The 25,953-nt window shown below is 38.8% G+C and carries 30 protein-coding genes; 15 read left to right on the top strand and 15 right to left on the bottom strand.

Annotated features, from left to right (window positions below):
* Nucleotides 1-169: 169 nt before the first annotated feature.
* From EHQ70_RS09960 to EHQ70_RS09930, 7 genes are all read left to right on the top strand, one after another.
* Nucleotides 170-475, top strand: a complete 306-nt coding sequence (locus tag EHQ70_RS09960) for an HU family DNA-binding protein (RefSeq protein WP_135585964.1) — start codon at nt 170-172, stop codon at nt 473-475.
* A gap of 41 nt (nt 476-516) precedes the next feature.
* Entirely contained in the window at nt 517-969 is a 453-nt protein-coding gene (locus EHQ70_RS09955; protein WP_135585962.1) for a VanZ family protein, read from the top strand.
* A gap of 88 nt (nt 970-1,057) precedes the next feature.
* The gene (locus EHQ70_RS09950; protein ID WP_135585960.1) at nt 1,058-2,674 is read left to right on the top strand and encodes an FAD-binding oxidoreductase; all 1,617 of its coding nucleotides are present in this window, start codon (nt 1,058-1,060) and stop codon (nt 2,672-2,674) included.
* A complete protein-coding gene (locus EHQ70_RS09945; RefSeq protein ID WP_135585958.1) occupies nt 2,674-3,312 on the top strand; it encodes a TetR/AcrR family transcriptional regulator in 639 nt (212 codons plus the stop codon). The genes EHQ70_RS09950 and EHQ70_RS09945 overlap by 1 nt, the downstream gene beginning before the upstream one ends.
* Entirely contained in the window at nt 3,312-4,238 is a 927-nt protein-coding gene (locus EHQ70_RS09940; protein WP_135585956.1) for a diacylglycerol/lipid kinase family protein, read from the top strand. Before EHQ70_RS09945 ends, EHQ70_RS09940 begins: the two co-directional genes overlap by 1 nt.
* A gap of 4 nt (nt 4,239-4,242) precedes the next feature.
* A complete protein-coding gene (locus EHQ70_RS09935) occupies nt 4,243-5,883 on the top strand; it encodes a glycerol-3-phosphate dehydrogenase/oxidase (protein ID WP_135585954.1) in 1,641 nt (546 codons plus the stop codon).
* Nucleotides 5,883-6,305, top strand: coding sequence for an acyl-CoA thioesterase (locus EHQ70_RS09930; protein WP_135585952.1), 423 nt, complete (start codon nt 5,883-5,885; stop codon nt 6,303-6,305). Before EHQ70_RS09935 ends, EHQ70_RS09930 begins: the two co-directional genes overlap by 1 nt.
* Here the strand turns inward: EHQ70_RS09930 and EHQ70_RS09925 are convergent.
* Nucleotides 6,298-7,287 carry a P-loop NTPase family protein gene (locus tag EHQ70_RS09925; protein ID WP_135585950.1) on the bottom strand — a complete coding sequence of 330 codons (990 nt, stop codon included), beginning with the start codon at nt 7,285-7,287 and terminating at the stop codon, nt 6,298-6,300. The genes EHQ70_RS09930 and EHQ70_RS09925 overlap by 8 nt on opposite strands.
* Before the next feature lie 101 nt (nt 7,288-7,388).
* The gene (locus EHQ70_RS09920; RefSeq protein ID WP_135585948.1) at nt 7,389-9,407 is read right to left on the bottom strand and encodes a protein meaA; all 2,019 of its coding nucleotides are present in this window, start codon (nt 9,405-9,407) and stop codon (nt 7,389-7,391) included.
* Between the two features lie 224 nt (nt 9,408-9,631).
* Here EHQ70_RS09920 and EHQ70_RS09915 point away from each other — a divergent pair, with 224 nt between their 5' ends.
* Nucleotides 9,632-10,840, top strand: coding sequence for a hypothetical protein (locus EHQ70_RS09915; protein WP_244288290.1), 1,209 nt, complete (start codon nt 9,632-9,634; stop codon nt 10,838-10,840).
* A 16-nt stretch (nt 10,841-10,856) separates the two neighbouring features.
* On the opposite strand, the gene EHQ70_RS09910 is transcribed toward EHQ70_RS09915, so the two are convergent.
* From EHQ70_RS09910 to EHQ70_RS09900, 3 genes are all read right to left on the bottom strand, one after another.
* A complete protein-coding gene (locus tag EHQ70_RS09910; protein WP_135585944.1) occupies nt 10,857-11,492 on the bottom strand; it encodes a lytic transglycosylase domain-containing protein in 636 nt (211 codons plus the stop codon).
* A gap of 51 nt (nt 11,493-11,543) precedes the next feature.
* Nucleotides 11,544-11,927: a response regulator gene (locus tag EHQ70_RS09905; RefSeq protein ID WP_135585942.1), complete on the bottom strand. Its 384-nt coding sequence runs from the start codon at nt 11,925-11,927 to the stop codon at nt 11,544-11,546.
* 65 nt (nt 11,928-11,992) lie between these two features.
* Nucleotides 11,993-13,396 (bottom strand): aspartate ammonia-lyase, encoded by a 1,404-nt coding sequence (locus EHQ70_RS09900; RefSeq protein WP_135585940.1) that lies wholly within the window; start codon nt 13,394-13,396, stop codon nt 11,993-11,995.
* Between the two features lie 65 nt (nt 13,397-13,461).
* Between EHQ70_RS09900 and EHQ70_RS09895 the strand changes: the two genes are divergently transcribed.
* The 7 genes from EHQ70_RS09895 (at nt 13,462) to EHQ70_RS09865 (ending at nt 16,763) form a co-directional block, all read left to right on the top strand.
* Entirely contained in the window at nt 13,462-13,818 is a 357-nt protein-coding gene (locus EHQ70_RS09895) for a hypothetical protein (protein ID WP_208729532.1), read from the top strand.
* A gap of 37 nt (nt 13,819-13,855) precedes the next feature.
* Nucleotides 13,856-14,536, top strand: a complete 681-nt coding sequence (locus tag EHQ70_RS09890) for an SH3 domain-containing protein (protein WP_135585936.1) — start codon at nt 13,856-13,858, stop codon at nt 14,534-14,536.
* Nucleotides 14,537-14,628: 92 nt separating this feature from the next.
* Nucleotides 14,629-15,009: a TIGR04452 family lipoprotein gene (locus EHQ70_RS09885; protein ID WP_135585934.1), complete on the top strand. Its 381-nt coding sequence runs from the start codon at nt 14,629-14,631 to the stop codon at nt 15,007-15,009.
* A gap of 96 nt (nt 15,010-15,105) precedes the next feature.
* Complete coding sequence (locus tag EHQ70_RS09880; protein WP_135585932.1) at nt 15,106-15,558, top strand: Spy/CpxP family protein refolding chaperone; 453 nt, start codon at nt 15,106-15,108, stop codon at nt 15,556-15,558.
* Between the two features lie 3 nt (nt 15,559-15,561).
* Complete coding sequence (locus EHQ70_RS09875) at nt 15,562-16,086, top strand: RNA polymerase sigma factor (RefSeq protein WP_135585930.1); 525 nt, start codon at nt 15,562-15,564, stop codon at nt 16,084-16,086.
* Entirely contained in the window at nt 16,067-16,330 is a 264-nt protein-coding gene (locus EHQ70_RS09870) for a hypothetical protein (protein WP_135585928.1), read from the top strand. The genes EHQ70_RS09875 and EHQ70_RS09870 overlap by 20 nt, the downstream gene beginning before the upstream one ends.
* A 145-nt stretch (nt 16,331-16,475) precedes the next feature.
* Nucleotides 16,476-16,763 carry a hypothetical protein gene (locus EHQ70_RS09865; RefSeq protein ID WP_135586156.1) on the top strand — a complete coding sequence of 96 codons (288 nt, stop codon included), beginning with the start codon at nt 16,476-16,478 and terminating at the stop codon, nt 16,761-16,763.
* 42 nt (nt 16,764-16,805) lie between these two features.
* On the opposite strand, the gene EHQ70_RS09860 is transcribed toward EHQ70_RS09865, so the two are convergent.
* The 10 genes from EHQ70_RS09860 to EHQ70_RS09815 form a co-directional block, all read right to left on the bottom strand.
* Nucleotides 16,806-17,492 carry a sulfite exporter TauE/SafE family protein gene (locus tag EHQ70_RS09860; protein WP_135585927.1) on the bottom strand — a complete coding sequence of 229 codons (687 nt, stop codon included), beginning with the start codon at nt 17,490-17,492 and terminating at the stop codon, nt 16,806-16,808.
* Nucleotides 17,470-17,670 carry a cbb3-type cytochrome oxidase assembly protein gene (locus EHQ70_RS09855; protein WP_135585925.1) on the bottom strand — a complete coding sequence of 67 codons (201 nt, stop codon included), beginning with the start codon at nt 17,668-17,670 and terminating at the stop codon, nt 17,470-17,472. The genes EHQ70_RS09860 and EHQ70_RS09855 overlap by 23 nt, the downstream gene beginning before the upstream one ends.
* Nucleotides 17,652-20,114: a heavy metal translocating P-type ATPase gene (locus EHQ70_RS09850; RefSeq protein ID WP_135585923.1), complete on the bottom strand. Its 2,463-nt coding sequence runs from the start codon at nt 20,112-20,114 to the stop codon at nt 17,652-17,654. Before EHQ70_RS09850 ends, EHQ70_RS09855 begins: the two co-directional genes overlap by 19 nt.
* On the bottom strand, nt 20,111-20,602 hold the full coding sequence (locus EHQ70_RS09845) for a FixH family protein (protein ID WP_244288289.1): 492 nt from the start codon (nt 20,600-20,602) through the stop codon (nt 20,111-20,113). The genes EHQ70_RS09850 and EHQ70_RS09845 overlap by 4 nt, the downstream gene beginning before the upstream one ends.
* A complete protein-coding gene (gene ccoG, locus EHQ70_RS09840) occupies nt 20,602-21,921 on the bottom strand; it encodes a cytochrome c oxidase accessory protein CcoG (RefSeq protein WP_135585919.1) in 1,320 nt (439 codons plus the stop codon). The genes EHQ70_RS09845 and ccoG overlap by 1 nt, the downstream gene beginning before the upstream one ends.
* Nucleotides 21,922-21,923: 2 nt before the next feature.
* Nucleotides 21,924-22,454 carry a c-type cytochrome gene (locus tag EHQ70_RS09835; RefSeq protein WP_135585917.1) on the bottom strand — a complete coding sequence of 177 codons (531 nt, stop codon included), beginning with the start codon at nt 22,452-22,454 and terminating at the stop codon, nt 21,924-21,926.
* 5 nt (nt 22,455-22,459) lie between these two features.
* On the bottom strand, nt 22,460-22,609 hold the full coding sequence (locus EHQ70_RS09830) for a cbb3-type cytochrome c oxidase subunit 3 (protein WP_135585915.1): 150 nt from the start codon (nt 22,607-22,609) through the stop codon (nt 22,460-22,462).
* A 4-nt stretch (nt 22,610-22,613) separates the two neighbouring features.
* A complete protein-coding gene (gene ccoO, locus EHQ70_RS09825; protein WP_135585913.1) occupies nt 22,614-23,309 on the bottom strand; it encodes a cytochrome-c oxidase, cbb3-type subunit II in 696 nt (231 codons plus the stop codon).
* Nucleotides 23,309-24,739, bottom strand: coding sequence for a cytochrome-c oxidase, cbb3-type subunit I (ccoN, locus tag EHQ70_RS09820; protein ID WP_135585911.1), 1,431 nt, complete (start codon nt 24,737-24,739; stop codon nt 23,309-23,311). The genes ccoO and ccoN overlap by 1 nt, the downstream gene beginning before the upstream one ends.
* Nucleotides 24,740-24,931: 192 nt before the next feature.
* Complete coding sequence (locus tag EHQ70_RS09815; protein ID WP_135585909.1) at nt 24,932-25,903, bottom strand: LA_0442/LA_0875 N-terminal domain-containing protein; 972 nt, start codon at nt 25,901-25,903, stop codon at nt 24,932-24,934.
* Nucleotides 25,904-25,953: the final 50 nt, after the last annotated feature.

Below are 25,953 nucleotides of genomic sequence, written 5' to 3'. Positions count from 1 at the left end.
GAAGAAATTCCCATTTTCCTTAGGGAAATAAAGGTTTTTTTACAAAAACTTCGTTTTTCTTAGGAAATTTGCAGAAAAATTGTATCCAAAATCAATTTAGTCTTGTACCAAATCATGTAGTTTTATAAATAATGTGTAACCGTTAAATGGTTTAGAGGAAAATCAAAGTATGGCAACAACTCCTACCCCAATGAAGAAGTCCGAAATGCTCAGCGAACTCGCTGAAATAACTGGTATGACCAAAAAGAACGTAGCTGCGTTCTTGGACTCCTTTGTTGATCTCGCTTACAAAGAAACTAAGAAAAACGGAGCATTCGTAATTCCAGGTTTAGGAAAACTTGTTAAACGCAATCGTCCAAAACGTAAAGGAAGAAACCCTGCAACTGGTGAAGCGATTGTCATTCCTGCTAAAACTGTTGTTAAGTTTACACTTTCTAAAACATGTAAAGATGCAGTTGTGCCTCCAAAAAAATAATTTAGTTTGTGAACCCAGGAGGATGTCCCCCTGGGCATTTTATGGATAAAAAACCTTATCCTTTTTTGCCATTTGAAGATTCTCTCGTAGGAGAGAAAATTCTCCTAGTTTGGCAAGAAAGTCATCATTCAGAAAAAAATCTCAAAGATCATCTACTAAAAGCACTGGATCTTACTGAAGACCAAATCATCTTCACTCCTAATGCCATGAAACAAAAGTTAATGGTATCCTATCCTACTGAAATTCGTTCTTTCATAGAAAAAGGAGAACCCGGCAGTATCACCAACCTCTTGTTAGATATTGCAAAAGGTAAGTCAGAGTTAAATCCAACACCGGCATTAGATATTACCTTCGAACTAATGGAATGGATTCTAACGGGATTTGATTTGGATGATGTATTAGTAGAAACCTTATCCGCATTATTTGGAACCAATCTAACAACTGACTTTGTGGACCAAGTGAGAGCCGAATACATTAAAGAATTCCGCGGCTAAAGAATTTTCGTAGGCTCTGGATATTTTGGTTGTCAAATATTGAACTTGGTTCAAATTTTGGAACAAATAAGGACTTTTGGATACCAATATGCAAACTCGAAATATTTATAAATGGGGATCTCCCGACGTAGAAGAAAAACTACCGGAACATACGTTAAAATTTTTAGAAGCCCAGTTCCCTGTAGATAAAGAGTTTAAAACTTCATTTCCAAAGGGAGAACTTCCTCTTGCCGCTTTAAAAAAATCAAAGATTACTCCAACCACTCTCACTAAACTAAAACAAATTGTTGGTAAAGACAATGTTTCGTTAGACGATGTTTCTCGTGCGAAACATTCGATAGGGAAATTTTATACAGAAATATACAAAGCTAGATTTGGTGAAGTCACAGATGTCGTTGATGTTGTTGTATCACCAAAGTCCGAACAGGAAGTAATTGAAATCATTTCTCTTGCCAATGCGGCAAAAATTCCTGTAATTCCTTTTGGTGCCGGTTCTACAGTCACCAAGGCTTTACAAGCTCCCAAAGGTGGGATATCTTTGGATTTATCTCGTTTGAATCGAATCATAGAATTCAATGCAATTGACTCTACTGTTACAGTGGAAGCAGGGGTGTATGGTCCGGTTTTAGAAAAACATTTGAATGAACGTGGTTATACTTGTGGCCACTTCCCACAGTCGTTTGAATTTTCTACCGTAGGTGGTTGGATTGCTGCCAAAGGTGCAGGTCAAGCTTCCACTGGGTATGGGAAAATGGAAGATATACTCCTTAGTTTAACAGCGATTACTCCCTCTGGAAAATTTGAATCAAAGGCTTATCCTGCAGCATCCATTGGTCCTGATTTATTCCGTTTGTTTTTAGGAACAGAAGGGAGTTTTGGCGTCATTACCAAAGCAACTTTAAAAATTCGTAAATTCCATCCTGAAAATTCTGCCAAAGGTTCCTTTATATTTAAGAACTTTGAAAAGGCTGTAGAAACGATGAGAGAGGTGATGCAAGCCGGATTTGGAAAACCACATTTCTTTCGTATCCAAGATCCAGAAGAAACAGATATCTCTTTCCATATGAGTGGTCTTCATGGTGGAAAAGAGGATTTGTTCTTAAGATTTATTGGTTACAAACCAATGGAAAGATCACTTATGCATATCATTGTGGATGGCGATCCGGATTATGCAAAATCAGTTTTGAAAAAGATCAAAAAAATCGCAAAACAGAATGGTGGATTTTCAACAGGGGAATCACCAGTGAACAAGTGGTTACACCAACGGTATTCCAGTGCTTACTTAAGAGATTATCTTATGGACGAAGGAATCCGAATTGATACCCTTGAGACAGCCGTTAGTTGGTCTAATTTACATACATTGTGGGAAAAAACAAGGACATATATCAAAAGTCATGAAAATACTTCTTGTATGGTTCATATATCCCATGCTTATGAAAACGGAGCCAATTTGTATTTTATCTTCTTAAGTCCCATCAATGGAAAAAATGAAATTGCCGATTTTGTGAAATTTCATAAAGGCATTATCGATAGCATTCATAAACATGGTGGTTCTTTATCCCATCATCATGGGATTGGAAGGATGCTTGCACCTTGGATGGAAGGGGAAGTTGGAAAAGAAGGACTAAGAATTCTTTCCTCTCTCAAAAAAACTTTCGATCCTAAAGGAATTATGAACCCAGGTGGATTGTTGGGACTTAAATAATGGGTGTTTCTGAAAGGAAAAAACGTGAATTCGCACAAAGGGAAACAGACATTCTCAACTGTGCGATAGAACTTTTTAGAACCAAACATCCATCACTTGTAAAGATGGATGATATCGCAAAACAATTGGAGATAGGGAGGGGAACGATCTATCTCCATTTCAAAAGTAAAGATGATTTAATGGCGCGAATTCAGTATGAAGATTATCTTCGTCTTCGTACTCGTTTGGAAAAAGCTTTTGATGAACCATCAGCCATTGAAATGTCTAGGAAAGCAATTAGAGCTTATATCGATCATTGTTTGGGCGATCGTCATATGTACGTCGTTGCTAGGCAATGTGGAGTTAACTTAAACATCAATAATGTTTCTGAAGACATGCGTAAACTTTTAACGGATGAAAGAACAAACCGCCTAACACTTTTAGAAAAAATCTATAAACAGGCAAAACAAGAAAACTTAATTAATTCTCGAGGAACTTATCCCAACGTCGCAGTGGCTTGGGGTATGATTCGCGGTGCTGTGGAAGTGATTCTGGAAGGGCATTTCCAAAATGAAATTAAAAGTGAAAAAGCCTATTTAGAAACAATTGAACATGTATTATTTTATGGGCTGTTTTCTGGAAATAAAGGAGAGACCTGATGAAAAAGATGAAAGTGATTCTAAATCCTGTATCCGGCGGAGGTCTTTCTGCAAAAGTTTGGAAACGGGTGGAACCGGAGTTACAAAAAAAAGGAATCCCTTATGAATTTGAAGCCACAACCAAAGAGAAAGCCGCTCGTGACATTGCCAATGAATCCGTAAAACAAGGGTTTCATTGGATTGTAGGGATTGGAGGTGATGGAACATTTTCTAATATCATCAATGGACTTTTCGAAAACGGGAAATTAATCAATAAAAATGTTATCTTTAGTCCGATTCCTGCAGGAAGAGGAAACGATTTTATTAAAACTGTTAAAGTCCCGAAAAATCCAATCAAAGCACTGGAACAAATTCTGGAAGGCAAAGAAAAAATCATTGATTTGATTGCAGTCACTTACACCAAAGCTGACAAAACAAAGGGTAATTATCTATGTTTGAATTTGGCAGATGTTGGAATGGGTGGTGAAGTTGTTTATAAAGTCAATAAATCAAGGCTTGCTTCCATCATAGGTGGGAAGGGGGTATTTTTATTATATTCGTTCCTTGGTTTATTTACATATACCAACAAAAAGATAACTCTTACACTATCTAAATTTGAAAAAATTACAAATAAATGTAGGCTCGTAGTTTGTGCTAACGGTGAGTATGCAGGTGGGGGGATGTGGTTTGCTCCCAAAGCAAAGTTAGACGATGGGAAAATGGATTTTCTTGCGATCCAAGACGTAACCGTAATGGAAACCCTTCGTAAGTTTGGATATTTGTATCGTGGAAAATTATCTGATGATTCTAAAGTCATCTCCAAACAAATCACAGAGTTAACGGCTGAGTCTGAAGAAGACGTTTTTATCGATGTGGATGGCGAAAATATGGGCCAACTACCTGCTCATTTCAAAGTAATCCCAAATGCTTTACCTATCAAATGTTAATCAAATGAAACAAATTACAAAAAATGAAAGTTCGCGGCTCAAAAATTTAAAAGAAGAATATGATATCATTATCATCGGTGGTGGGATAACAGGAGCCAATGTCCTTTGGGATGCAACCCTCCGCGGATACAATTGTTTACTCGTAGAAAAAAATGACTACGCTTCCGGTACGAGCCAAGCTACTTCTAAACTCATTCATGGTGGACTTAGATACTTAAAGAATTTAGAATTTGGTTTAGTTCGTGAATCACTTTCTGAAAGAAGATACCTGGCTAAAATTTCGCCTCATGCAGTAAGACCTATGGGATTTATCATTCCGATTCGTTCTTGGTTCCAACGTATCCAATTGTTTCTGGGAATGGAACTATACAATGCACTCTCTTTTGATCGGAATGAGGAAATCGATGCCGATGTCCGATTGCCCAGATACCGATGGAATTCATTAGGAGAAACCATTTATAAAGTTTTAGGACTGGATAGAAAATCTCTGAAAGGGAGTTTCCAATACTACGATTATGCCAACCCCAATCCAGAAAAACACACAACAGAATTTATTTTATCCGCAAAGGAGAAGGGTGCTCATGCTTTTAATTATTTAGCCGTCACTACTTTGAAAAAACAAAATAGCGGTGGTTATACGGTTGGGCTAACGGATTCTATTACGGGTAAGAAGGTTTTAGTTTCGACTAAAGTCGTTGTCAATTCGGCTGGGCCTTGGGCAGACGTAATTGAATCCATGACTGGTGTTACTGCGGAAAAAAAACTCGTTCGTTCCAAGGGAATCCATGCGGTAGTCCGAAACATTTGTGGAAATGAATGTGCCGTGTTATCTAAAAGAGATGGTTCGCATCTTTTTGTCATTCCATGGCGTGGTAAAACCATTGTCGGAACAACGGACACTGCCTATGAAGATGATCCAAATGCTTTTAAAGTCAAACAATCTGAACTAGTGGACTTACTCGATGAAGTAAACTTTAGTTTTGGGTTTGCGAAACTCACTTTAAAAGATGTGGATTATTATTATGGTGGCCTTCGTCCACTAGTGGAAGATCCAGGAAGTACGGAAGGAACTTACTCCGCTTCTAGAAAATCCGAAATTTTTCATTATGAAAAAGAAGGATTCCCTGGGTTCTTCTCTGCGTTAGGTGGAAAATATACTACCAGTCGAGCCGTTGCAGAAAGTTTAGTGAATGCAATCGATATTTATTCCAAAGGAATAAAATCTCCTTGTGCTACAAAATTCACTCCACTACTCGGTGGACGATACCAAAGTTTAAAAGAACTTGTGAATGAATTACAATTTAAGTATCCAAAAGTTTCAGGTGAAAAGTTAGAAACATTGGCACGTCGTTATGGTAGTGTCTCTTGGAAAATTCTATCTATAGAAGGAAAAGATTCTTATCGAATTTCGAATGGAGAAATCTATTATGAAGAAGAAGTAGAATCTATGGTCCTCCATGAAGACATTCTTCATCTAGCTGATTTTTATTTTAGAAGGTCTGGAGTTGGTACTGTAGGGATTCTTGATCCTTTAGAACGAACTAGGTTAGATAAAAAAATTGCAAAAACACTAGGTTGGAATTCCGATCGATTGAAAGAAGAATCGAAGTTAGTTGATGAACGATACAAATGGTATGTTGATTAGTGGCTAGAATTTCTATCGATATTCCAGAAAAACAAATTTATTCTACGGATTTAAGTGTTCGAATCTCGGATATTAATTTTGCAGGCCATCTCGCCCACGATGCCATTTTGACCTTAACCCATGAATGCCGAGCCCGGTTTTTCCATTCACATGGATGGACAGAAATCAATGTGGAAGGGAAGGGGATTGTGGTATCGGATGTGGCTATTGTTTATAAATCAGAGGCCTTTTTCCCAGACGATTTAGTGATGCAGCTTTTTGTGGACAATGTGTCCACAAAATCTTTAGAAATGGTATATGTGATCACTCATAAAAATGGTGGGAAGGAAATCGCTCGAGCCAAAACAGCAATCGTTTTCTTTGATTATACGGAAAGAAAACCGTGCCCAATCCCTGATGTTTTTTTGAAAGTTCTTATTTGATTTTTGTTTGGATGAGTGAAACGATTTTACGTTCCTCTTCTTCATACTTTAATTTCTGAATCCCACCCAGTGGATTTCGTTTCACAGCCTGGTTCCATTTCGATGATTCCAATTCTTCCCAAATGGAGATTCCCCATCTTCCATATTCATTGCGAATCCACTGCATGAGTTGAGTGAGAGTTTCTGTATTTTTATCTTTTCGTTTTTGATACTGTAAGATGTATCTTAGTAGTTCTTCTATTCCCTTTCGTTTGGTGACGGATGTTTTAAAGATAGGTGGAAGGGACTGGTCAGGAAGGATATCTTTGATGAATTCCAAAGTCGATTCTAACATATAATAACTAGAATTTGCCAAAGACTCTTCATCACATTTGTTGATGATAAAGGCCTCTGGAACTTCCATGATCCCTGATTTCATAAATTGAACTTGATCACCACCTAAAGGTTGCATCACAAGAAAGGATAAATCGGATATAAGAGAAACTGAAATTTCGTTTTGTCCAATCCCTACTGTTTCGACAAATACATAATCAAAAATTCGTCTTAAGAAACGGATGACATGAAAGGTGTAAGGATTGAGTCCTCCGAGTTCCAGTTGGGACGGTTGAGAGCGGAAATAAAGCCTAGGATCTCTTCTGGGAAGAGTGACTCTCGTTCGATCACCAAGGATGGACCCTCCACTGACATTGGAAGAGGGATCGATGGCAACAATAGCCATTTTTTTGTTTGGAGCAAATTCTAAAAAAAGTTTACATAACTCACCGAGTAACGAGGATTTGCCGGCACCGGGTGTCCCTGTGATCCCAATCGTAAGTCCTTCTTTGGCATCTGGATTCTGAATCGAAAGTTCATGGAATAAAGATTCACGGAATTCTAAATTTTTTTCCGTTTCAATTTTAGAAATAATTTTTGCAATTGGATACTTTTCGCCGAGTACTGCCTCAGAAACCAATTGGGATAATGATTCTTTAGTATCGATCAAGGATGGTTGCCATTAAAATATAAACTAGAGTAGAGGAACTTCCATTGTCGATTCGTAAAAATCCACAATGGAAGGATAAAAGTAGAAACGATTCTTCGTTCTTAAACGAGAGCCGGTTCTACAGAAACGATGTCGATGATTTTTTCCATAATCGACATAAGATCATAGTCTTTCGGAGTGAAGATTTCTCGAATTCCCATTTTTTTGAGTTCATCGAAATCGGATTCAGGAATGATTCCTCCAATCACAACAGGGATTTTTGCCTTGTAGTGAGTCAGTTCATCAAACAACTGTTTTACGATTTCTTTGTGAGAACCAGATAGAATGGAAAGTCCGATTACATTGGCATTTTCTTCCACTGCAGATTGTACAATTTCTTCAGGAGAGAGTCGAATCCCTGAATAAATCACATCAAAACCACTGTGTTTTGCAGAAACAGCAATCATCTCCGCACCATTGGAGTGACCATCAAGTCCTGGTTTCCCCACAACAATTTTTGGTCTATGTCCATTTGCCTTTGTGAAGGCTTCTACTTTTCCACGAACGGTAGAAACTTTATCGTCCGACAAAAAGAGTTTTTGTCCATCAACGCCGGTTGGTGGGTTGTATTCCCCATACACTTCGCGAAGTGCATCGGCCCATTCTCCAGTGGTGACTAGTGCTTTGGCACAAGCAATGGAGAATGGCATTAGGTTTTTTCCGTCTTTAGCAGCTTGTTTTAAGTCTTCTAAAGATTTTTTGGCAACTTCTGCATTACGACGAGATTTTGCTTCTCCAAGAACATTTAATGTTTGTTCTGCGGATTTTGGATCTACTTTGAAAATTCCACCATCAGAGTCAGTCATCAGTGGAGATTTGATTCCGTCAGTCCATTTGTTTTTACCAACGATCACAAGTTCATTGGAATTGATTTTAGAAAGTCTCTCTGTTTGTGATTTCACAAGTTGAGATTTCATATAACCATTTTCAATGGCAACGAGGGCTCCACCCATATCTACGATTTTTTGAATTTCGAGTTTGGCTTCTTCTTTCAGAGCTTTGACTTTGGATTCAATGACTTTGGATCCTTCGAAGATGTCTGGGTATTCCAAAAGGTCTGTTTCATACGCAAGAACTTGTTGCAAACGAAGTGACCATTGTTGATCCCAAGGTCTTGGTAAGGACAATGCTTCGTTCCAAGCAGGAAGTTGGAGGGCACGGCATCTTGCATTTCTAGAAAGTGTCACACCAAGAGACTCGATGAGAATTCTCCATGCGTTGTTCTCCGGTTGTTCTTCCGTAAGTCCAAGTGAGTTTACCTGCACTCCATATCGAAACACTCGGTACTTAGCAGTTTTTACTTTGTAACGTTCTGTCGTGATCTCTTGCCACATTTCAGTGAAGGCGCGCATTTTGCACATCTCTTCTACAAAACGAATTCCGGCGTTCACAAAGAAGGAAATTCGACCCACGCACTGTTCAAATTCGTCATCAGAAAAACAATTTCTTTCTTTGATGGCATCTAACACAGCAATGGCTGTGGCAAGTGCAAACGAAAGTTCTTGAACTGGTGTAGCACCAGCTTCTTGTAAATGGTAAGAACAAATGTTAGATGGATTCCATTTTGGGATATTATGTAAAGAATACTCATACATATCCACGATGATTTTCATGGAATCTTTGGGAGGGTAAATGTAAGTCCCTCTTGCTAAATATTCTTTGATGAGATCGTTTTGAGTGGTTCCGTTTAGTTTTTCTAGAGGAACACCACGTTCTTCTGCAAGGGCAACATATAGCGAAAGTAACCACATAGAAGTTCCATTGATGGTCATGGATGTGTTCATCTCTTCGATCGGGATTTGGTCGAATAAAATGCGAAAGTCTTCCAGTGAATTGATGGGAACTCCCACCTTTCCGATTTCTGGACGTGATACTTCGTGATCGGAACTGTATCCACACTGAGTGGGGAGATCAAAAGCAATGGAAAGCCCTGTTTGGCCTTTAGAAAGGTTCTTTCTGTACAACTCATTGGAGGCTTTTGCATTGGTATGCCCTGCATAAGTCCTAAAAATCCATGGTTTGTCAGGTTTTCCCTGTCCATTCTCGTCCACGAGAAGGTATTCTTTTTTTTCGGCGGACATTCTTTGCCTCGTTTTATAAATTCTATGTATAATTGAAAATCTTCTGGAATATTTTCACCTAAAAATTTATACAGGACTAGGCAATTTGAGCCTTTTCCAAGATGCGAGACCCAAAACCTTTTTCACCACTTCCTTTCTTTTTTAGCATCTTACTCTTAAGTTTGGGCTTTGCTCTGTTCTCTTATTTTAGACCTTTCCCTACAACAGAAACCGAATGGGAGTTTTTGGCTAATATTAAGGCAGCCACGGAAGAGGGGGGACTTGTTTCCACCCGGGAGCCTCTTGCGATCTGGTTTGTGGTGGCATGGAAAAAACTCTTTGGAATGAATTATATTCCATCCTTTCTTGTGTTAGCCGGACTTTTTTATAGCCTCTTCCTCCATTTGTTTATGTTGCTGCTTCGTTCCACAGAGTGGAAACGAAACCATTATCTTTTGGTATATCTGGCAGCCTTTTTACCGTTTTCTTATGGGTTTCCCACTTCGTATTTCACGGAAACACTTTGCCTTGTATTTTTACTGTTAGTGTTTTTAACTTTCCGGTTGGAAAAGATGACAGACCTTCTGATTTTTCCTACATTTACGGCTCTTGCTTTTTTTTCCAGTTTCATCATGTTCTATTTGGGATTTACATTCTTTGTGATTTTCACGGGGATCCGTGGATCTAGAAAAGCTGCCCAAAAAACATCTGTGTTTTATAAAAAGAAAAATGTACCATTTTTGTTTTTATTAGGTTATCTTGGATTTTTTATCCTTTCACTCATTTACTTTTCTTATTCAGATTTTTTTGGACCAAACTCCATTGGGTTTTTATTCAAAACGTGGTACTCATCAGCACTTCTGATTCTTTTGCCACTAGTTGTATTAGGGATCGGACATATCTTATTAAAAACTGAAAAGGAACTGAATACCATCACTGCTTCAGTAGTAGTTGTTTTGTCCATTGCGGCTTCGATTTATTTTATATTCAAAAATTTGAATGCTTCAGACAAAGAACCTTGGGAACTCCAATCCAAAAATCTAACCAAAGCTTTTGGACAGGCTCTTATTTTAAAATCAGATCCTATTTATTTACCTAAAGAGTTTTCTTTTGCTTTTTATTTTCAAACAGGAACTAAAACAAAATACATGCGTGAAGAAACGGTTTCTGATAAATCGTTTTTGTATGTAGACGGAATTTGGAACCAAGACATCCAATTGGTTCAGAAATCTGGGCTTTTTCGAAGGAATTCGAGAGCATTTGCGATTGTCCCTATCAGCGAAGCGGATGTTCTCATCCAAAGAGCCACTTCCGAAAAAATTAGAAACGAAAAGAATTTGAACTTTATTGTTAAAAAAGTAGATGAGGCATGGGAAGGAACTCCCATCAAACGCCCATTTGATTTCTACACTGCAGGATTACAGAAAAAATTTGGTTATTTAACTTTCTATTAAGAACTGTTAAAAATTTTTACGAACTAAAATCTTTATAGTATCGTTTGACTTTGTTTACGTACTTTTGTGTTTCTTCGTAAGGAGGAATGCCTTTGTATCGTTTCACTGCTCCAGGGCCAGCATTGTAAGCAGCGATTGCTTTTTCGGGGTCTTTGAATTCTTTCATAAGCCCTTTTAAAAATTTCACTCCACCACCAATATTTTCTTCCGGATTGAAGGGATCATTCACTCCTAAAGATTCTGCAGTTTCTGGCATTAGCTGCATAAGGCCCATAGCTCCTTTCGGAGAGACTGCCTTTGGTTTGAATCCTGATTCCGCTTTGACCATTGCCTTTACTAGGTTAGGATCCATCCCTTGGGATTTGGCGATGGATTCAATGGTTTCTAAAATACCAGTTGGTTTTGTTTTTGTATCAATCTGTTTGGACAAGGGAAATTTGGATCCAACTTCTTCGGGGAAGGGGAGAGAGATTCCCTCTGCTTTTGCATTTGTGGCAGTTGCGGGAAGGACTTCTTGTGTTTTTGACCGATTCCATTCCTTTTCTAAAACATCAGGAAAGGACACCAGGGCTTTCGGATTTTCTGAAAGTTTGGATAGGGATTCCATCCGATTCAAAACAGAGGATACAGAAGGGATGTCCGTTAGTCTCACAACTTCAAGATCGGTCAGAAATGGGAAAACTAAAGAAAAAAATATGTCTCATTAGCCCAAGGAGGGGTTGATGGACTGTAAATCTCTGAGGGAAAGTGGTTTCACAAGATACCCTTTCACATTTTGAAATTCCGCAGAACGAGCTTTGTCTGTCGGGTCAATGGAAGAGGTTAGGATGTAGATCGGGAGTTTTGCATACTTTGGGTGTTTGCTAAGGATTTCTAAAAATGCCCAACCGTCCATAATCGGCATATTCAAGTCCAAAAAGACCATATCAGGATCGGCGGAACCGGAAAGAAGTGCATTCCAAGCATCTTCCCCATTATGGAAACCCTGGATCTCTTCCGCGAAGGAAAATTTCTCCATTAAAGTTTTGATGAGAAATGTTGTAATCATATCATCTTCAACTAGGTAAACCATACTTAATTGTTTCATAATTTACGAATTGATCCGAGCGTATTTTCCTTTTAAATGAAAAGAAATCAAGAAATAATCTATCCTCAAAGTGTATGTGGTGATGTGAGAATTGTGGGACTTAGGATTTCCTTTAATTTTTTTTCTTCTAATAAACCAAGTTCGAGCACTATCGATTCGACGGATCGGTTTTCGAGTAGGGCCTTCTTTGCGACAAGGGTAGCATTTTCATATCCGATATAAGGATTAAGAGCGGTCGCAAGGCCTGCTGATGTTTTGACTCTGGCCTCCAATAGTTCTTTATTGGCAGTAATTCCATCGATACAATTGATTCTTAGCGTTTTACAACCAGCCGTTAGGTGCTCTATACTTTTGAAAAGGCTATGAGCAATGATAGGTTCAAAAGCATTGAGTTGTAATTGCCCGGCTTCCGATGCCATAGTGATGGTAATGTCGTTACCGATCACTTCATAAGCGATTTGGTTCACCACTTCTGGAATGATCGGATTTACTTTCCCGGGCATAATGGAGGAACCTGCGGCTTTCGCAGGAAGATTGATTTCGTTAAATCCACCTTGGGGTCCACTAGAAAGGAGTCGTAAATCGTTACAAACTTTAGAAAGTTTTGTGGCGATTCGTTTGAGAACACCAGATAACTGGACAAAGGCGCCAGTGTCCTGTGTGGCTTCAATTAAATTGGGTGCCGCTTCTAAACTAAGACCTGTGTCGTTTGCTAAAATATCTGTTACAATTTGTGAATACCGAATGTCGGTATTGATCCCTGTACCAATGGCAGTAGCCCCTAAATTAATTTCTCCAATGAGAGAGGTGGCTTCTTTTAGTCTACTGATATCCTCACCTAACATTACATCGTAAGTGGAAAATTCTTGTCCCAAGGTCATAGGAACGGCATCTTGCAATTGGGTTCGGCCAATCTTTAAAATATCTTTGAATTCTTCCGATTTTTTGCGGTAAGCAAGTTGGAGTTCTTCCATAGCCGCTAATAGTCCTTTAATGGCAAAAACTGCAGCGACTTTGAGTGATGTTGGGTAAACATCATTTGTACTTTGTGACATGTTTACATCATTTAACGGATGCAGGTGGTTGTAGTCACCTTTGACAAATCCCTTCATTTCTAGGGCAATGTTTGTGATCACTTCATTTGCATTCATATTGGTGGAAGTCCCGGCTCCACCTTGGATCACATCCACCACAAACTCGGAGTGAAATTCACCCGCGAGGATTCGGTCACAGGCGTCAGTGATCATTCTCGTTTTTTCTTTGGAAAGTAAGCCCAATTGTAAATTGGCTTTGGCGGAGGCCCGTTTGATATAGGCGAGGGCTCGCACTAGGTCGGGGTAGGTTCCAATGGTTTTTCCGGTAATTGGATAGTTTTCCAAGGCCCTAAGGGTGTGGATCCCCCAATAAACATCCGCGGGGAGATCTCGTTCCCCTAAAAGGTCGTGTTCTCTACGCATCGTTTGGTTCATAAATTTCTAATTTCTCTAGGATAGGACGAAAGATACTCGACCAAATCCAAAAGAAAAGAAGATTTATGCTGTCGATGTCTAAAATCAATTTTTCAGTTTTCATTTTCGGTTCTCTTATTTGCCTTTCTTCAGTTTTGGGAAAAGAAAAACAGGCGAATGTTGTATCTTGCAAACAGAAGGAAGAAACGGTAAAAACCATTTTCCAATTGTTACCAGAATCGGAAAGGTCTTGTGTCGATATTGCCAAACTTGTATTGACAGAAGAAGATGAAGATGGCGAAAAATTGGACAAAGAATATGCCGATCTCTTTTTGAAAGTCTGCGAACTCAAACGGAAAAAACTTTCTTTAGAAGAAATTCGGGAAAATCTTGGGATCGCAAAACAATGCGCAATTGCAGTGAATGTAACGAAAAAGAATTGATTCTTTAGGTGTACAGAGTATTCTTTTGGCAAGTTTTATGCTGAAATACACAATACTTCTTTTTTCCTTTCTTTTACCCGCCGTAATATTGCCTTGTGACCCTTTCTCTCCGAAAACCTTAGCGCCTATCGACCATTCAGCGAAAGACAAAAGTTTTAACGAATTCAAAATCAAGTTTCAAAAAATTCTAAAAACCAAAGATCGCAAAGCTTTAGAAGAGGTGATCGATAAAGACATTCATTATTCCTTTGGTGCGGAAGCCGGTAAAAAAGATTTTTTAAAATCATTCCAACTAACAGACAAACCATCCACTTCCAATTTTTGGGAATTGATGGAAGAAGTTGTGAGATTAGGTTTTCGTCAAAACAAAGAAGGCCAAATGGTGGCTCCTTATTTTTTTGAAATTTTCCCTGGTGATTACGATCCCTTCACTTATTATCTGGTCATTGGGAAAAATGTAAATGTAAGAGAAGATGCCTCAAAAGAATCCAAGTCCATCACTCAACTCAGTTACCAAATTGTTCGGTCAGAAGCGGATGATTTGGATGGAAGGCGTCTCGAAAAAGAAAGTAATTGTAATTGGAAAAAGATTTGTACGCCGCAAGGGAAATCCGGTTATGTATGTGATCGATTTTTACGTAGTCCTCTTGACTACAGAGCTTTTTTCGAAAAAAAGAAAAACAATTGGTTTCTCACAACCTTCATTGTGGGCGATTGATCTCTGTTAAATCAAAATTTAGAATAGTTTTTTCTTGAAAGGCTAGTATGGATGATTTAGATTTGGTGAAACCATTATCCAAGGAAACATTTATGTTAAAAAAATTACTTTTTGTTGCTTTAGCGTTTTCGCTAACTAACTGTTTGATCTTAAATCCAGCGGGTGCAACGCTTGATCGTGAAAAAGGTTCAGTAGTGGCTTCACGAATTACCGATGCAGCCATTCAAACGGATCTTATTAATTCTACAGTTTTAGTTGGAAGACCTAGCGTTTCTATTCTTAGTTTGCTTGCTGGTGATATTGCAAACATTGATTCTGCAAAATACTATGTGAAAGCAGATGTGGATCAGTGTGTTTCTGAAATTCAGGGGTTCAAGGGATTTTTGCTTGGCGCAACAATCACCAATATCATTTCTTGCCAAGATTTGAAAACAGATGGTTTTATCACGGGAGATCCGTTCCCTAGTTTCTAATTCATTTTTTTTTAATCCCTGCCTCTTTTTTTCTGAGGTAGGGAACTCTCCCTCCATCTTCCGGGTCATATTCACCAAACAAACAAGGAAGGTTTTATGATCTCTCTCAAACAAGTTTTAAAAATTACAACAACCGTTGGTTTAGTATCGGTAATGGCATTTGCTTTTGGAAATTGCCGTGGCCATAAAGATTTCGAAAAACGCATTGAATGGGTTGCTTCTAAACTTACATCTAAACTAGATTTAGATGATGCTCAAAAAGCTAAATTAGAAACCATCAAAGCCGAACTCATTGCCAAACACAAAGAATCAAAACCAAAACATGAATCTTGGGCAAAAGAAATGGCGACACAAATTCGTGGTGAAAAAATCGATACTAAGTTATTGGATAAAATGGGTGCTGATAGAGAAACTCGTCATCAAGAAATGCGTAAGTTCTTTCAATCCAAACTCGTAGAATTCCATGCGGTGTTAAAACCAGAACAAAGGGAAAAATTTGCTGACTTAGTGGAACGTTTCGCAAGCCGCCACCAACCACCGGAAGAGTAAACAATGCCTGAGTTTGACTTCGAATCAGTAGTCAAAGAAACCAAATACTTGGTTTTAAAAACGGTCGGTGATACCCTCATCGACCGTTTTGATGATGCGACAGAGGATGTGGTTCAGGAAGTTTATTTCCGAGCCTTTAAATCTTTGGAGAAGGGTGGTTTTGATGGAAGATCCAAAATTTCCACTTGGATTTATACCATTGCTCGTAACGAAGCCCTTCGTATGAATGAAAAACGATTGAAGGAAGAAGAAAAGGCAAAAAGATATTTAGTAAAAAATAAGGTTCAACTTTCTGGAGTGCGAGACGAAGCACATTGGGAAAAGGAAGAATGGATTGAGTCCATGCTTGGACAAATCCCTGAGGTGTATCGCCAGACGTTACGATTGTATTTGGCTGGTAACACCATGGAAGAAATTGCAAAGGAACTTTCTGTCCAGCAAGGCACAGTAAAGTCACGTTTGTTCCGAACCAAAGAATGGGTTCGAAAACATATACCAGGAGGAAAAAATGAGTTCCAAGAATCCTAAAAAATGGGAACAACTTTTGAATGATTCTGATTTCGAATTACGTTTGGTACGATCTACCAAAGCAAGGGTTCGGACAGAAAGGACAAAACGAAGGGTTTATGCGGGAGTGGTCACATCTGCTTTGGTCTTTTCCCTACTTTTTGTGAATGAATTTGTCATCGAACCTCGTGAACTTACAACTAACGTTCATTATTTGGTAGATGAACTAAGTTCAGAATCAATTGTGAGTTTGAGTATGGATTGACATTTATCAATGATAAATGTCATGAATTACAATTGGAGTCATTATGTAAAAAGGACGTGATTTTACTTTTCTTGTAGTCATACTAAAGATCGGAAGTGAAAGTATGAACGCCTGCATCCTCTATCTAAACAAAAAACGAATTGAAATGATTAAATTCGAATCAGATCAAATGTGGTCTAGAGCTTGGGATAAACCAATAGAATCGGATGTCTGGGATTTTGAAGACATCACAAACACACTACAGTCACCTAATGAAGTCATTTTAGTTGGTGAATCAGATTTAAATACACAATATAGAAAATGGTTAATCAACCATGATAGAAACTTAGCAAAAAAACTAATTGCTGTGATTGGAAATAACAACGAAAACAAAATCAACCAAGACCTTGTGAGTCACTTCAAAGAAAAATATTTCAGAGGAAGAGGATTCTAAGTTACAAAAATCTATTTTGTTCTAACTAAAATCGTTAGTTGATTAAAGCAGGTGGTCACAAGATTCTCCATGTGCATGGAAAAACAATCGGTAGAGTAAAAAACTAAGAGAAGTTAAAATCATAATCGTTCCAAAGGCTGGAATCCATTTTGTAGGAATTCGATTTCTCCATTTGGAAACAATCCAACCAAGTCCCGTTAAGGCCGGCACTGTTCCTAAATAAAAGAAAAACATCACAAGACCACCGTTTAGTAGTGTCCCTGTCGCAAAAGAGGCTGCATACGCCGGATATAGCACTCCACAAGGGAGTAGAGCGCTTACTATTCCAATTCCAAACCCAAGGCCATTTTTACTAAATCGAGAACGGATGGTTTCCAGAAACTTTCGGATTCCTTGTGGTAAAGAACCAAAAGAAGATGTGGATTTGATAGAATAAGTGCGGATGGCAAAGATGATAAGAAATAAAAAGGTGAGAACTCCTGCTACCCCCCTTACGGCACTTAAATCTCCAAGAGCATTGGCTCCTTTTCCAAGAAATCCTAATACCATTCCAAGGAAAGTATAGGATAAAACTCTTCCTAAGTGGTAGAGAAAAATAGGTAAGTTTTTTCCTTTATCCGTTTGTAAGAGAGAAACAAAGGGTCCACACATTACAAGGCAATGGAAACTACTGATAAATCCATACAGAAGTATGGAGCCAAAGAAGCTAAGATTTGCTAGTTGGTCCATCAGGTGAATTTGGTTTGTTCTGGTTGCTACTTTGTGGATATTCCTCTTCGAAGAACATTCTATATTTGGGAGATTCTATGTCTTCAAATTGCCCTTTGCGAAAGGCAGTAATAAAGACATAAAGAAAAAAAGCGGCAATACACATTGCCATTGGTATTGTTAAGTAGAGGGCTTCCATTGTGGGATCCTATATCTAATAGAAAGAGAATTCAATAGCACTGTCAAGCTAGAACATGCCATAAACACGGCACAGATCACAGGCAACATAAGTCCAAACATGGCAAGTGGTAACATGATCGAGTTATAACAAAAGGAGATGATGATATTTTGTAAAATCACTTCTCTTGTTTTTTTGGCAGAAAGCAAAGAATGCACGAGTCCGTTTAAATTTCCAGATGTCAAAACTACATCTGATTTTTCCAAAGACAGGTCTTCCGCTTCTGTATGGGAGATAGATACATTTGCCTGTGCTAGAGACAAACTATCATTGATTCCATCACCCACCATGATGACAACATTTCCTTTCCCTTGTGCGGCACTGATCAGGTTTCTTTTGTCTTCTGGAGAAAGGTCGGAAGAATATCTTTCAATACCGAGAGATTCCGCGATATACTTTACTGCAGGGAAACGATCTCCAGAAAGGATGGAAATGTTTGGCACAAAATGTTTGAGTAAGGAAACAAAAGACTGCGCACCGGGTCTAATTTCATCTGCGAGTAGAAAACTACCTAAATAGATTCCGTTAACTGCTAGTAAAATTAAAGATCCTTCACCTTCTGGAAAACTTCCCAAAGGAACATGTTCTGATTCCAGTAAAGATTGATTTCCTATGAGAACAGTAAGTTTATGGGAATCGATTTCTAAATTCGCTTTCACCCCTTTCCCTGGAACGTTTTCTAAATTACTAATTTGGATTTCTTTTGCTCTTTCTTTCACAGAATTCATTGGTTCTAAAAATTTCACCAGCGATTTTGCTAAGGGATGGTTTACCTCTTTTTCAATTCGATAAACAAGCGGTAGGTGGTCATCTGAAACAGATACTTGTCGAACTAAAAATTTACCCTCAGTTAATGTTCCTGTTTTATCTAAAAAAATGGTATTGGCTTTTGCCAGCGCCTCTACAACGGAAGGATTTTTTAACAGAACTCCTTTGTCGGCATTAAGAATATGATTGGTGACAAGAGCAGTCGGAACAGAAATCCCTAGTGCGCAAGGGCAAGCTACAATCAGAACAGAAATAGTAGTCACAAGACTTTGTTCTAAATTTCCGCCAGACACAAAATACCAAACAAAAAAACAAAGAAACGCTAATCCAAAAACAACAGTAATAAAGTAAGATGCGATTCTCTCTGTGAGGATTTGTAGTTTTGGTTTGAGGTGTAAGGCTTCTTCTAACCTCAGTTTCAAAGAGGAGAGAGTGGAAGCATGATAGTCGGAACCGGCTACAATCAAAGCAGGATTGTCCATTGTTAGAGATCCTGCGAGGATTGAGTCTCCCTTTTGTTTTCGAATGGGCAAAGACTCTCCTGTTAAAAAGGATTCGTCTACATAGGTTTGTTCGGAAATTAGGATCGCATCCACGGGAATTCGTTTCCCTGGTGCCACACGAATGGTATCGCCAATTTTGATTTCCGAACTGGGGATGGTATCTTCACCTGCATCTGTAATGCGGACTGAAGTTTCAGGGAGTTTGCAAAGAATAGATTCTAATTTGTCAGAAGCAAACACTCTAGCTTTTTCTTCGAAGTATTTCCCAATCAAAATAAAGAAATAAATCATCGCTACAGAATCAAAATATACTTCACCAACATCGGTGAGTGTTACATAAACGGAATAAAAATAAGCCATGGAGATTCCTAAGAACAAAAGGAAGTCCATAGAAAGGGTCCGGCGCTTGATACTTGTCAAAAATCCAGACATAAAAGGATATCCGGAATAAAGATAAGCAGGAGTTGCAAAAACCCATGAAGCATAATGGAAGAGGCGTTTGATATCCAAATCAATTCCAGAAAAGTATCCGGAATACAAGGCCACACTTAAAATCATAATATTCCCAAAACAAAAACCAGCGACACCGATACGAAGGAGTAGGGTCTTTAATTGTTTGGTTTTTTCTAGAGTGCCTTCTGTAGGTGAAAAAAGTATGGGTTTATAACCAATACTACGGATAAGAGATAGTATCTTTGAGATTTTGATTTTGGAACGATCAAAGCGAATTCTGGCCCGCCCAGAAGCAAAGTTGATTTGAGCGGATAGAATTCCGTCCTCTTCGTTTAGAACCTTTTCATTGATCCAAACGCAAGCAGAACAATGGATGTTAGTGATTTGGACAGATACTTCAGAGTAATCCCCTGATTTACGAACGAACTTTTCATATACAAGTTCGTTTTCAATCTCTGCATCATTACCTTCTATTTTGACAGGATCAAGTTTGGTATTCCCTTTTAAATTATAGTAATAACTCCCACCTAATGAATTGATGATGGAGTAAACCGTTTCACATCCTTCACAACAAAAAACTTTTGTATGATTTTCAATCTTTGCTTCAATCCTCACCAATCGGATTGGATTTCCGCAATGATCACATTCTGTTTTTGTTACTGCAGAAACGGTTTCGTTCATCGAACGGCTATCTGTCCTTCCCTTTCAAAGGATTTACCATCAATATTTGCAACAAGTCGCAAATTCCAAGTTCCCTTTTCTGAAAGAGGGATTTTCCCGCTGAACCCATTTGCGTTTGGTTGCAAATTATAATGTACTGTATTCTTTGTTGTCGCATTTCGTTCTAAATATACGACCATAGACTTGGCATTTGTAATCATTCCGTCTTTTTCTAATTGGATCGAAATTTCTGATTCACCCATTGGGATGAGAGTTTGGTTGTCCCAGTTCGTTTTTATCAGGTAACCTTGTTTCAGAAATTCTTTTTGAATTTCGATAGCTTTTTCATAGTTGAGACCAACTTCGTAATAGTTTTTATCCATTACTGGCTCAAAATGTTTGTAGGTAAGGCGAATGGTGTAAAAAGTGGCAGCCACTAGTGCAGTAAAACTAAATAGAACCACATACATGGCAGTTCTTAAGCTGGGGTGTAATTCTTTAAACATCATTACCTCCTTGGTAATGTTAAGGAGAGTTTTTTCTCCAATCGTTCGCCTGTATCCTCTGTATTGTTTAATACAATGGAACCGGGTAGGTAACCTTCGTTTAATTCTTGTTCTGTGAGAGATTGCGTCTCTAATACCACAGAAATACTTTTAATTTCGCCTGATCCCAATTTGAATTGGTTATTTTCTTCGCCAGAACGGATTAGGATTTCTTTTCCATGCCTTGTATCAAAGGCAGAGAGTTGGAATTCTTTTTCAATTGGTGCAATGTTTTGAATTCGTAGAGCAACAAAGGCTCTTATTTTATTGTCGGGGATTAAAATTGGCGGCATGGATTTGTTCGACGCAGCAATCATCGACATAGGAATCCTTGTGATGAGTTGGATCGCTGCCCCTGTGATCACAACTGTGAGTAAGATCGCATAAATGACAGTTCTTGGTCGTATCCATTTGATTTTATCGCCTGTTTCAATTTGTTTCAGAGAAAAATACCCGATTAATGTTTTTTTGTTTTCTCTAGCCATGATGGAAGTGCAGGCATCCACACATTTTCCGCAAGCCACACAACCAACTTGCAAACCATCGCGGATATCAATTCCAGTAGGGCAAACAACCACACACATATTGCAGGAGATACAATCACCAATTTTGGTTTTTCCATCTCTACGAGGTTCTCCTCGTTTGAAATCATAGGTAACATTCCAAGAATGTTCATCCATAAGGAGGGTTTGGAATCTTGCGTAAGGGCAAGCATAACGACAGAACTGTTCGCGAACAAATCCGATGTCGATAAACATCGATGCGGTGAAAAATGCAGTAAAATAAAAATGCGTTTGTGTAAAAGCAGATAAGTTTATATAATCTGCCAACATTTCATAAGGACTGACAAAGTAACCAATCCAATGAAAGGAAGCGATAAAAGAAACAAGGATCCAGAGAAAATAAACGGTATATTTACCTACAATTGAGGCATCCTTTTTCCCATATTTAGAATCTAAAACAAACCGACCAATTCTATCGAAAAGATCGGTGTAGATTGTTTGAGGACACCCCCATCCGCACCAAACACGGCCAATGACGGAGGTGAAAAAGAAAAGTGAGAGACCCATCGTTAGAAGGAAAAACCATAAGATGAGTCCTTCTTGCGGGATAAAAAGACCACCAAACAAGTGAAACACCCTACGTGGGATGTCCAGCCGAATGAGCGGGCTACCATCTGGTAACACCACCCAAGGAGCTATTAAAAATAAACCTACGAGAAAACTCATAACAAAGTTTCTTCGTGTTCTTACTTTACCTGTTTGTGGTCTTGAAATGATCATCTTTACTTAGCCTTTACCAAACTACTGTTTTTAGTTGCAAGCCATGCCATAACAGCATAAACTTTTTCAGCACCTAAACCTTCCCAAGCAGGCATTCCCCCTCGGTTGAGTTTTTGTCTTTCAGGGCCAATGCCTTTCATGATATTGTTAAACACTTCTTTATCAGTGTTCCCATGTATCCAATCTTTGTCTACAAGACTTGGTCCTACCGCACCTTCTGCAGTTGGTCCGTGGCAAGCGGAACAAATTTGTTTGTAAGTTCCTTCGCCTTCTTTGATCGCAACTGCATCATCTCGATAAGGGTTAGATCCATCTTCTGTGTCCACAACAACTGCTTGTTTGGCAGGGAATTGCGCTTCATGTTCTGCAACTTCTTTCTCAAACGCAACTTCTTGCGGCCATTCAGAATACCAGTGAAAGTATGCAACGTAACCGATGGAAACAATGATACTGATGAGCCAAACTAATTTCCACCAAGTGGGCATGGGGTTGTCGGCTTGGAAGATTCCGTCTACTTCTTTTGGTTCTTTCATTCGTATTAATCCTCCTCAAGCATTCTATACTTGGGTTTCTCCATTTCGTCTTTCGCACGTTTTTTATAAACGTAGTAGGTGATGTAGGAGATTGCGATCACGAGGATCGGCAATCTCAAACTTTTATAAACGAGTAGAATATCTGCATCGTTCATAATTTTACTTCATACCCTTTTGTAACTCAGCTGAATCTCTACCTAGTTTTTGTAGGTATGCAACCAATGCTTCCCCTTCGGTTTTATCCTTTAGAAGTGACGGTGCATTTGCAAAATCTTCTTCTGTGTAAGGAACACCGATGGTTTTAAGAGCTTTCATGTTAGATACAACTTGTTCTACATCAATCGTATGTGATTTTTCGAACAACCATGGGTAAGCTGGCATGATGGAGTTTGGTACACCACCGACAGTTCTTGGGTTGATCAAATGGTTTTTATGCCATTCATCAGAACGCAACATTTGAGATTCATGAGCTAAGTCTGGACCCGTACGTTTTGATCCCCAAAGGAATGGGTGGTCATAAACAAACTCTCCACCTTTAGAATATCCAGTTCTACCGTAAGCTTTAGTTGGATCAAAACGATCTACTTCCCATTTGAATGGTCGAACCATTTGCGTATGGCATCCGATACATCCTTCTTTTTGGTAAGTGTCGCGACCTGCAAGTTCCAAAGCTGAATATGGTTTTACAGTAGAAATTGGAGTTACCGTTTTTGTTAGAAAAAACGGTGGAACAAGTTCAAAAAGTCCACCAATCACAACGGCAATCGTTGTATATAGAGTAAACTTAACTCCCTTTGTGTCCCAATGGTCTGCAATTTCAGAAAACCAATCTAAGAATTTGTTAAATCCTAACATTATGATTTCACTCCTATACGTAAGTCTTGTTCTACAAACCCACTATCTTTGTTTTGAATGGTTTTGATAAAGTTATACACCATAATGATAAATCCTGTTAGATAGAGTGTTCCCCCGATCGCACGGAATAGTCTGAATGGTTTTAAGAACTCAACAATTTCTACCCAGTCTTTATAAACGAGTTCGCCGTTTTCGCCAACTGCTCGCCACATAGATCCTTCAGTAATACCAGATACCCACATGGAGATGATGTAGAGTAGGATACCGAGAGTTCCTATCCAGAAGTGTGTATTAGCAAGTTTTTCGCTATAGAGATTGGCATTCCAAAGTCTTGGCACTAGGTAATATAAAGCTGCGGCAGACATAAATCCAACCCAACCGAGTGTTCCAGCGTGAACGTGACCAATGATCCAGTCAGTGTTGTGTCCAAGAGCAGATACAGCACGAATGGAAAGAAGAGGACCTTCAAACGTTGACATACCGTAAAAAGTGACGGCAGCTAACATCATTTTGAGGGTAGCATCTACTTTAATTTTGTCCTTAGCTTGAGTAAGCGTTAGGAATCCGTTTAACATACCACCCCAAGAAGGCATCCATAACATAATGGAGAATACCATACCAGTTGTTTGTAACCATTCTGGAATTGGAGAGTATAGTAAATGGTGAGGACCAGCCCAAATGTAGATAAAGATTAACGACCAGAAATGTATGATCGAAAGTCTGTGTGAGTAAATGGGTTGTTTGATATGTTTTGGGAGGTAGTAGTACATAAGTCCCAAAAATGGAGTCGTAAGAACAAAGGCTACAGCATTGTGTCCATACCACCATTGGATGTTGGCATCAAACACACCTGCATATACCGAGTAGGATTTTAAGAATCCTGCAGGGATTACAATGTTGTTTACGATAAAAAGAAGTGGAACCGTAACAAAAGAAGCAATGTAGAACCAAATCGCTACATACATTTGTTCTTCTTTTCTTTTGATTACCGTCATCAAATAGTTTGCAAAGAAAATTACATACCATACAACGAGCAACAAGTCGATAGGCCATTCTAATTCGGCATATTCTTTTGATTGGCTGTAACCAAGTGGTAGTGTAATTGCTGCAAGGACAATTGTTAGGTTATACAATGCTAAGTGTATTTTGGAAAGAGTGTCGTTCCACATTCTAGTCCGACACAATCTTTGCACCGTATGGTAGGCTGTGGCGAAGATAACACTCAATGCAAATCCAAAAATGGCAGCATTGGTATGTAGAGGTCGTAACCTTCCGAAGCTCGTCCAAGGTAATTCAAAATTCAGCTGTGGATACACAAGTTGGAAGGCAATAATGACACCAAATGTCATTGATGCAACGCCCCAGACTAACGCTGAAATGATAAACCCTTTTACGATAAAATCGTCATATTGAGTTTTTTCCGTAGCCAATGTTTCTCTCCTTAATCTTTATCAGTTCCGTATATATATAGAACTAATTCCTTTGTATTTAAAAGGACGAAGAAAAGAAAGAAAAACAGATTGGGGTTCGGATTCATGCCCCTTGATATTTGTCAAGGGGCTAATTGAGACTTAGAATTGATCTAAAAAATGAAGTCGGGGAGTCATCTCCCCTAATGGTTGTCAGAAATTATACTCGTATCCGAGTTGTGTACGGTGTTCGATTCCACGATCTCCTGCAATGGCAGTGGGGTGGTAACCAACACGATCCACAGAAGAACGCATAAAGAATTTTTCTTTTCGAGTGTCTTCGTAACTGAGTCCAGAACCTGTCGGGTGGAAGTAATAGGCGTCAAAAATATTCCAGAAATACACGAGTAGGGTAGCGATACCAATGTATTGCATATCTTGGTAATGTTTTTCAACCGATTCTCTTTGGCCTTTGAAGGGACCTAGTTGGCTTGCGACCACTGCTTCCGCTGGAGAAACAGTTGCTGCCGACTGCTGTGAAACCGCTGCACGGAACAAACCATTAGTAGTATAAGGATTTTCTAAATTATTATAATCGCGTTTAGCATTTAAATACATACGGTGTTTGTCGTATGTGAAAAAAAGACCAACTGCAATGATAGTAGGATACACAATTGCCTGAACCTTTCTATCTTGTTTCCATTGGCCCCAACCAGGAAGGACAGCAGATCTCCAAGCGGCACCACCTTTTGTCAGGTTCTTGCGGTCTGCTTCTGCTCGTTTTGCGTCTTCTTCTTTTTTGCGTTTGGCTTCTGCATCAGCGTTAGCATTTTTAGCAGCTAATTCTTTTTCTAATTTTGCAGCATCTTCTTGTTCTTTTTTAAGTCTAGCTGCTTCTTCTTTTTCTCTTTTGATTCTTTCTTTGTCTTCTTCTGCTTTACGAAGTTTGTCTTCCTCTGCAGCTGTTAGGTGGTCTTTGTAAACCACTTTGAGAATGTCAGTTTTACTAAGAACCACAGTGGTTCCGTCTTCTTTACGAATTTTTAGCTTATATTGGTCTTGTTCCACCACCTTACCTTGGAGAGTTCCGCCTTTTTTGAGGAGGATGTTCTCTGCCGATAGGTTGCCCGTGAGGATCACCAAAAGTGTTGCGATTTTAAAATATTGTGTAATAGTAAGTTTCAAGGGTATCTCAAGTGTTGGAATATTATATAACAATCTCTATAGTGTTACTA

Source organism: Leptospira congkakensis, assembly GCF_004770265.1.
Lineage (GTDB): Bacteria > Spirochaetota > Leptospiria > Leptospirales > Leptospiraceae > Leptospira_A > Leptospira_A congkakensis.
This window is presented reverse-complemented; position numbering and strand designations above follow the sequence as displayed.

What these genes read in the sequence shown, in the direction of transcription:
- EHQ70_RS09960 (WP_135585964.1), top strand. Translation starts at nt 170, where the DNA reads ATGGCAACAACTCCTACCCCAATGAAGAAGTCCGAAATGCTCAGCGAA.
- EHQ70_RS09955 (WP_135585962.1), top strand. Translation starts at nt 517, where the DNA reads ATGGATAAAAAACCTTATCCTTTTTTGCCATTTGAAGATTCTCTCGTA.
- EHQ70_RS09950 (WP_135585960.1), top strand. Translation starts at nt 1,058, where the DNA reads ATGCAAACTCGAAATATTTATAAATGGGGATCTCCCGACGTAGAAGAA.
- EHQ70_RS09945 (WP_135585958.1), top strand. Translation starts at nt 2,674, where the DNA reads ATGGGTGTTTCTGAAAGGAAAAAACGTGAATTCGCACAAAGGGAAACA.
- EHQ70_RS09940 (WP_135585956.1), top strand. Translation starts at nt 3,312, where the DNA reads ATGAAAAAGATGAAAGTGATTCTAAATCCTGTATCCGGCGGAGGTCTT.
- EHQ70_RS09935 (WP_135585954.1), top strand. Translation starts at nt 4,243, where the DNA reads ATGAAACAAATTACAAAAAATGAAAGTTCGCGGCTCAAAAATTTAAAA.
- EHQ70_RS09920 (WP_135585948.1), bottom strand. Translation starts at nt 9,407, where the DNA reads ATGTCCGCCGAAAAAAAAGAATACCTTCTCGTGGACGAGAATGGACAG.
- EHQ70_RS09905 (WP_135585942.1), bottom strand. Translation starts at nt 11,927, where the DNA reads ATGAAACAATTAAGTATGGTTTACCTAGTTGAAGATGATATGATTACA.
- EHQ70_RS09900 (WP_135585940.1), bottom strand. Translation starts at nt 13,396, where the DNA reads ATGAACCAAACGATGCGTAGAGAACACGACCTTTTAGGGGAACGAGAT.
- EHQ70_RS09895 (WP_208729532.1), top strand. Translation starts at nt 13,462, where the DNA reads ATGCTGTCGATGTCTAAAATCAATTTTTCAGTTTTCATTTTCGGTTCT.
- EHQ70_RS09890 (WP_135585936.1), top strand. Translation starts at nt 13,856, where the DNA reads ATGCTGAAATACACAATACTTCTTTTTTCCTTTCTTTTACCCGCCGTA.
- EHQ70_RS09885 (WP_135585934.1), top strand. Translation starts at nt 14,629, where the DNA reads ATGTTAAAAAAATTACTTTTTGTTGCTTTAGCGTTTTCGCTAACTAAC.
- EHQ70_RS09880 (WP_135585932.1), top strand. Translation starts at nt 15,106, where the DNA reads ATGATCTCTCTCAAACAAGTTTTAAAAATTACAACAACCGTTGGTTTA.
- EHQ70_RS09875 (WP_135585930.1), top strand. Translation starts at nt 15,562, where the DNA reads ATGCCTGAGTTTGACTTCGAATCAGTAGTCAAAGAAACCAAATACTTG.
- EHQ70_RS09870 (WP_135585928.1), top strand. Translation starts at nt 16,067, where the DNA reads ATGAGTTCCAAGAATCCTAAAAAATGGGAACAACTTTTGAATGATTCT.
- EHQ70_RS09865 (WP_135586156.1), top strand. Translation starts at nt 16,476, where the DNA reads ATGATTAAATTCGAATCAGATCAAATGTGGTCTAGAGCTTGGGATAAA.
- EHQ70_RS09860 (WP_135585927.1), bottom strand. Translation starts at nt 17,492, where the DNA reads ATGGACCAACTAGCAAATCTTAGCTTCTTTGGCTCCATACTTCTGTAT.
- EHQ70_RS09855 (WP_135585925.1), bottom strand. Translation starts at nt 17,670, where the DNA reads ATGGAAGCCCTCTACTTAACAATACCAATGGCAATGTGTATTGCCGCT.
- EHQ70_RS09850 (WP_135585923.1), bottom strand. Translation starts at nt 20,114, where the DNA reads ATGAACGAAACCGTTTCTGCAGTAACAAAAACAGAATGTGATCATTGC.
- EHQ70_RS09845 (WP_244288289.1), bottom strand. Translation starts at nt 20,602, where the DNA reads ATGATGTTTAAAGAATTACACCCCAGCTTAAGAACTGCCATGTATGTG.
- ccoG (WP_135585919.1), bottom strand. Translation starts at nt 21,921, where the DNA reads ATGATCATTTCAAGACCACAAACAGGTAAAGTAAGAACACGAAGAAAC.
- EHQ70_RS09835 (WP_135585917.1), bottom strand. Translation starts at nt 22,454, where the DNA reads ATGAAAGAACCAAAAGAAGTAGACGGAATCTTCCAAGCCGACAACCCC.
- EHQ70_RS09830 (WP_135585915.1), bottom strand. Translation starts at nt 22,609, where the DNA reads ATGAACGATGCAGATATTCTACTCGTTTATAAAAGTTTGAGATTGCCG.
- ccoO (WP_135585913.1), bottom strand. Translation starts at nt 23,309, where the DNA reads ATGTTAGGATTTAACAAATTCTTAGATTGGTTTTCTGAAATTGCAGAC.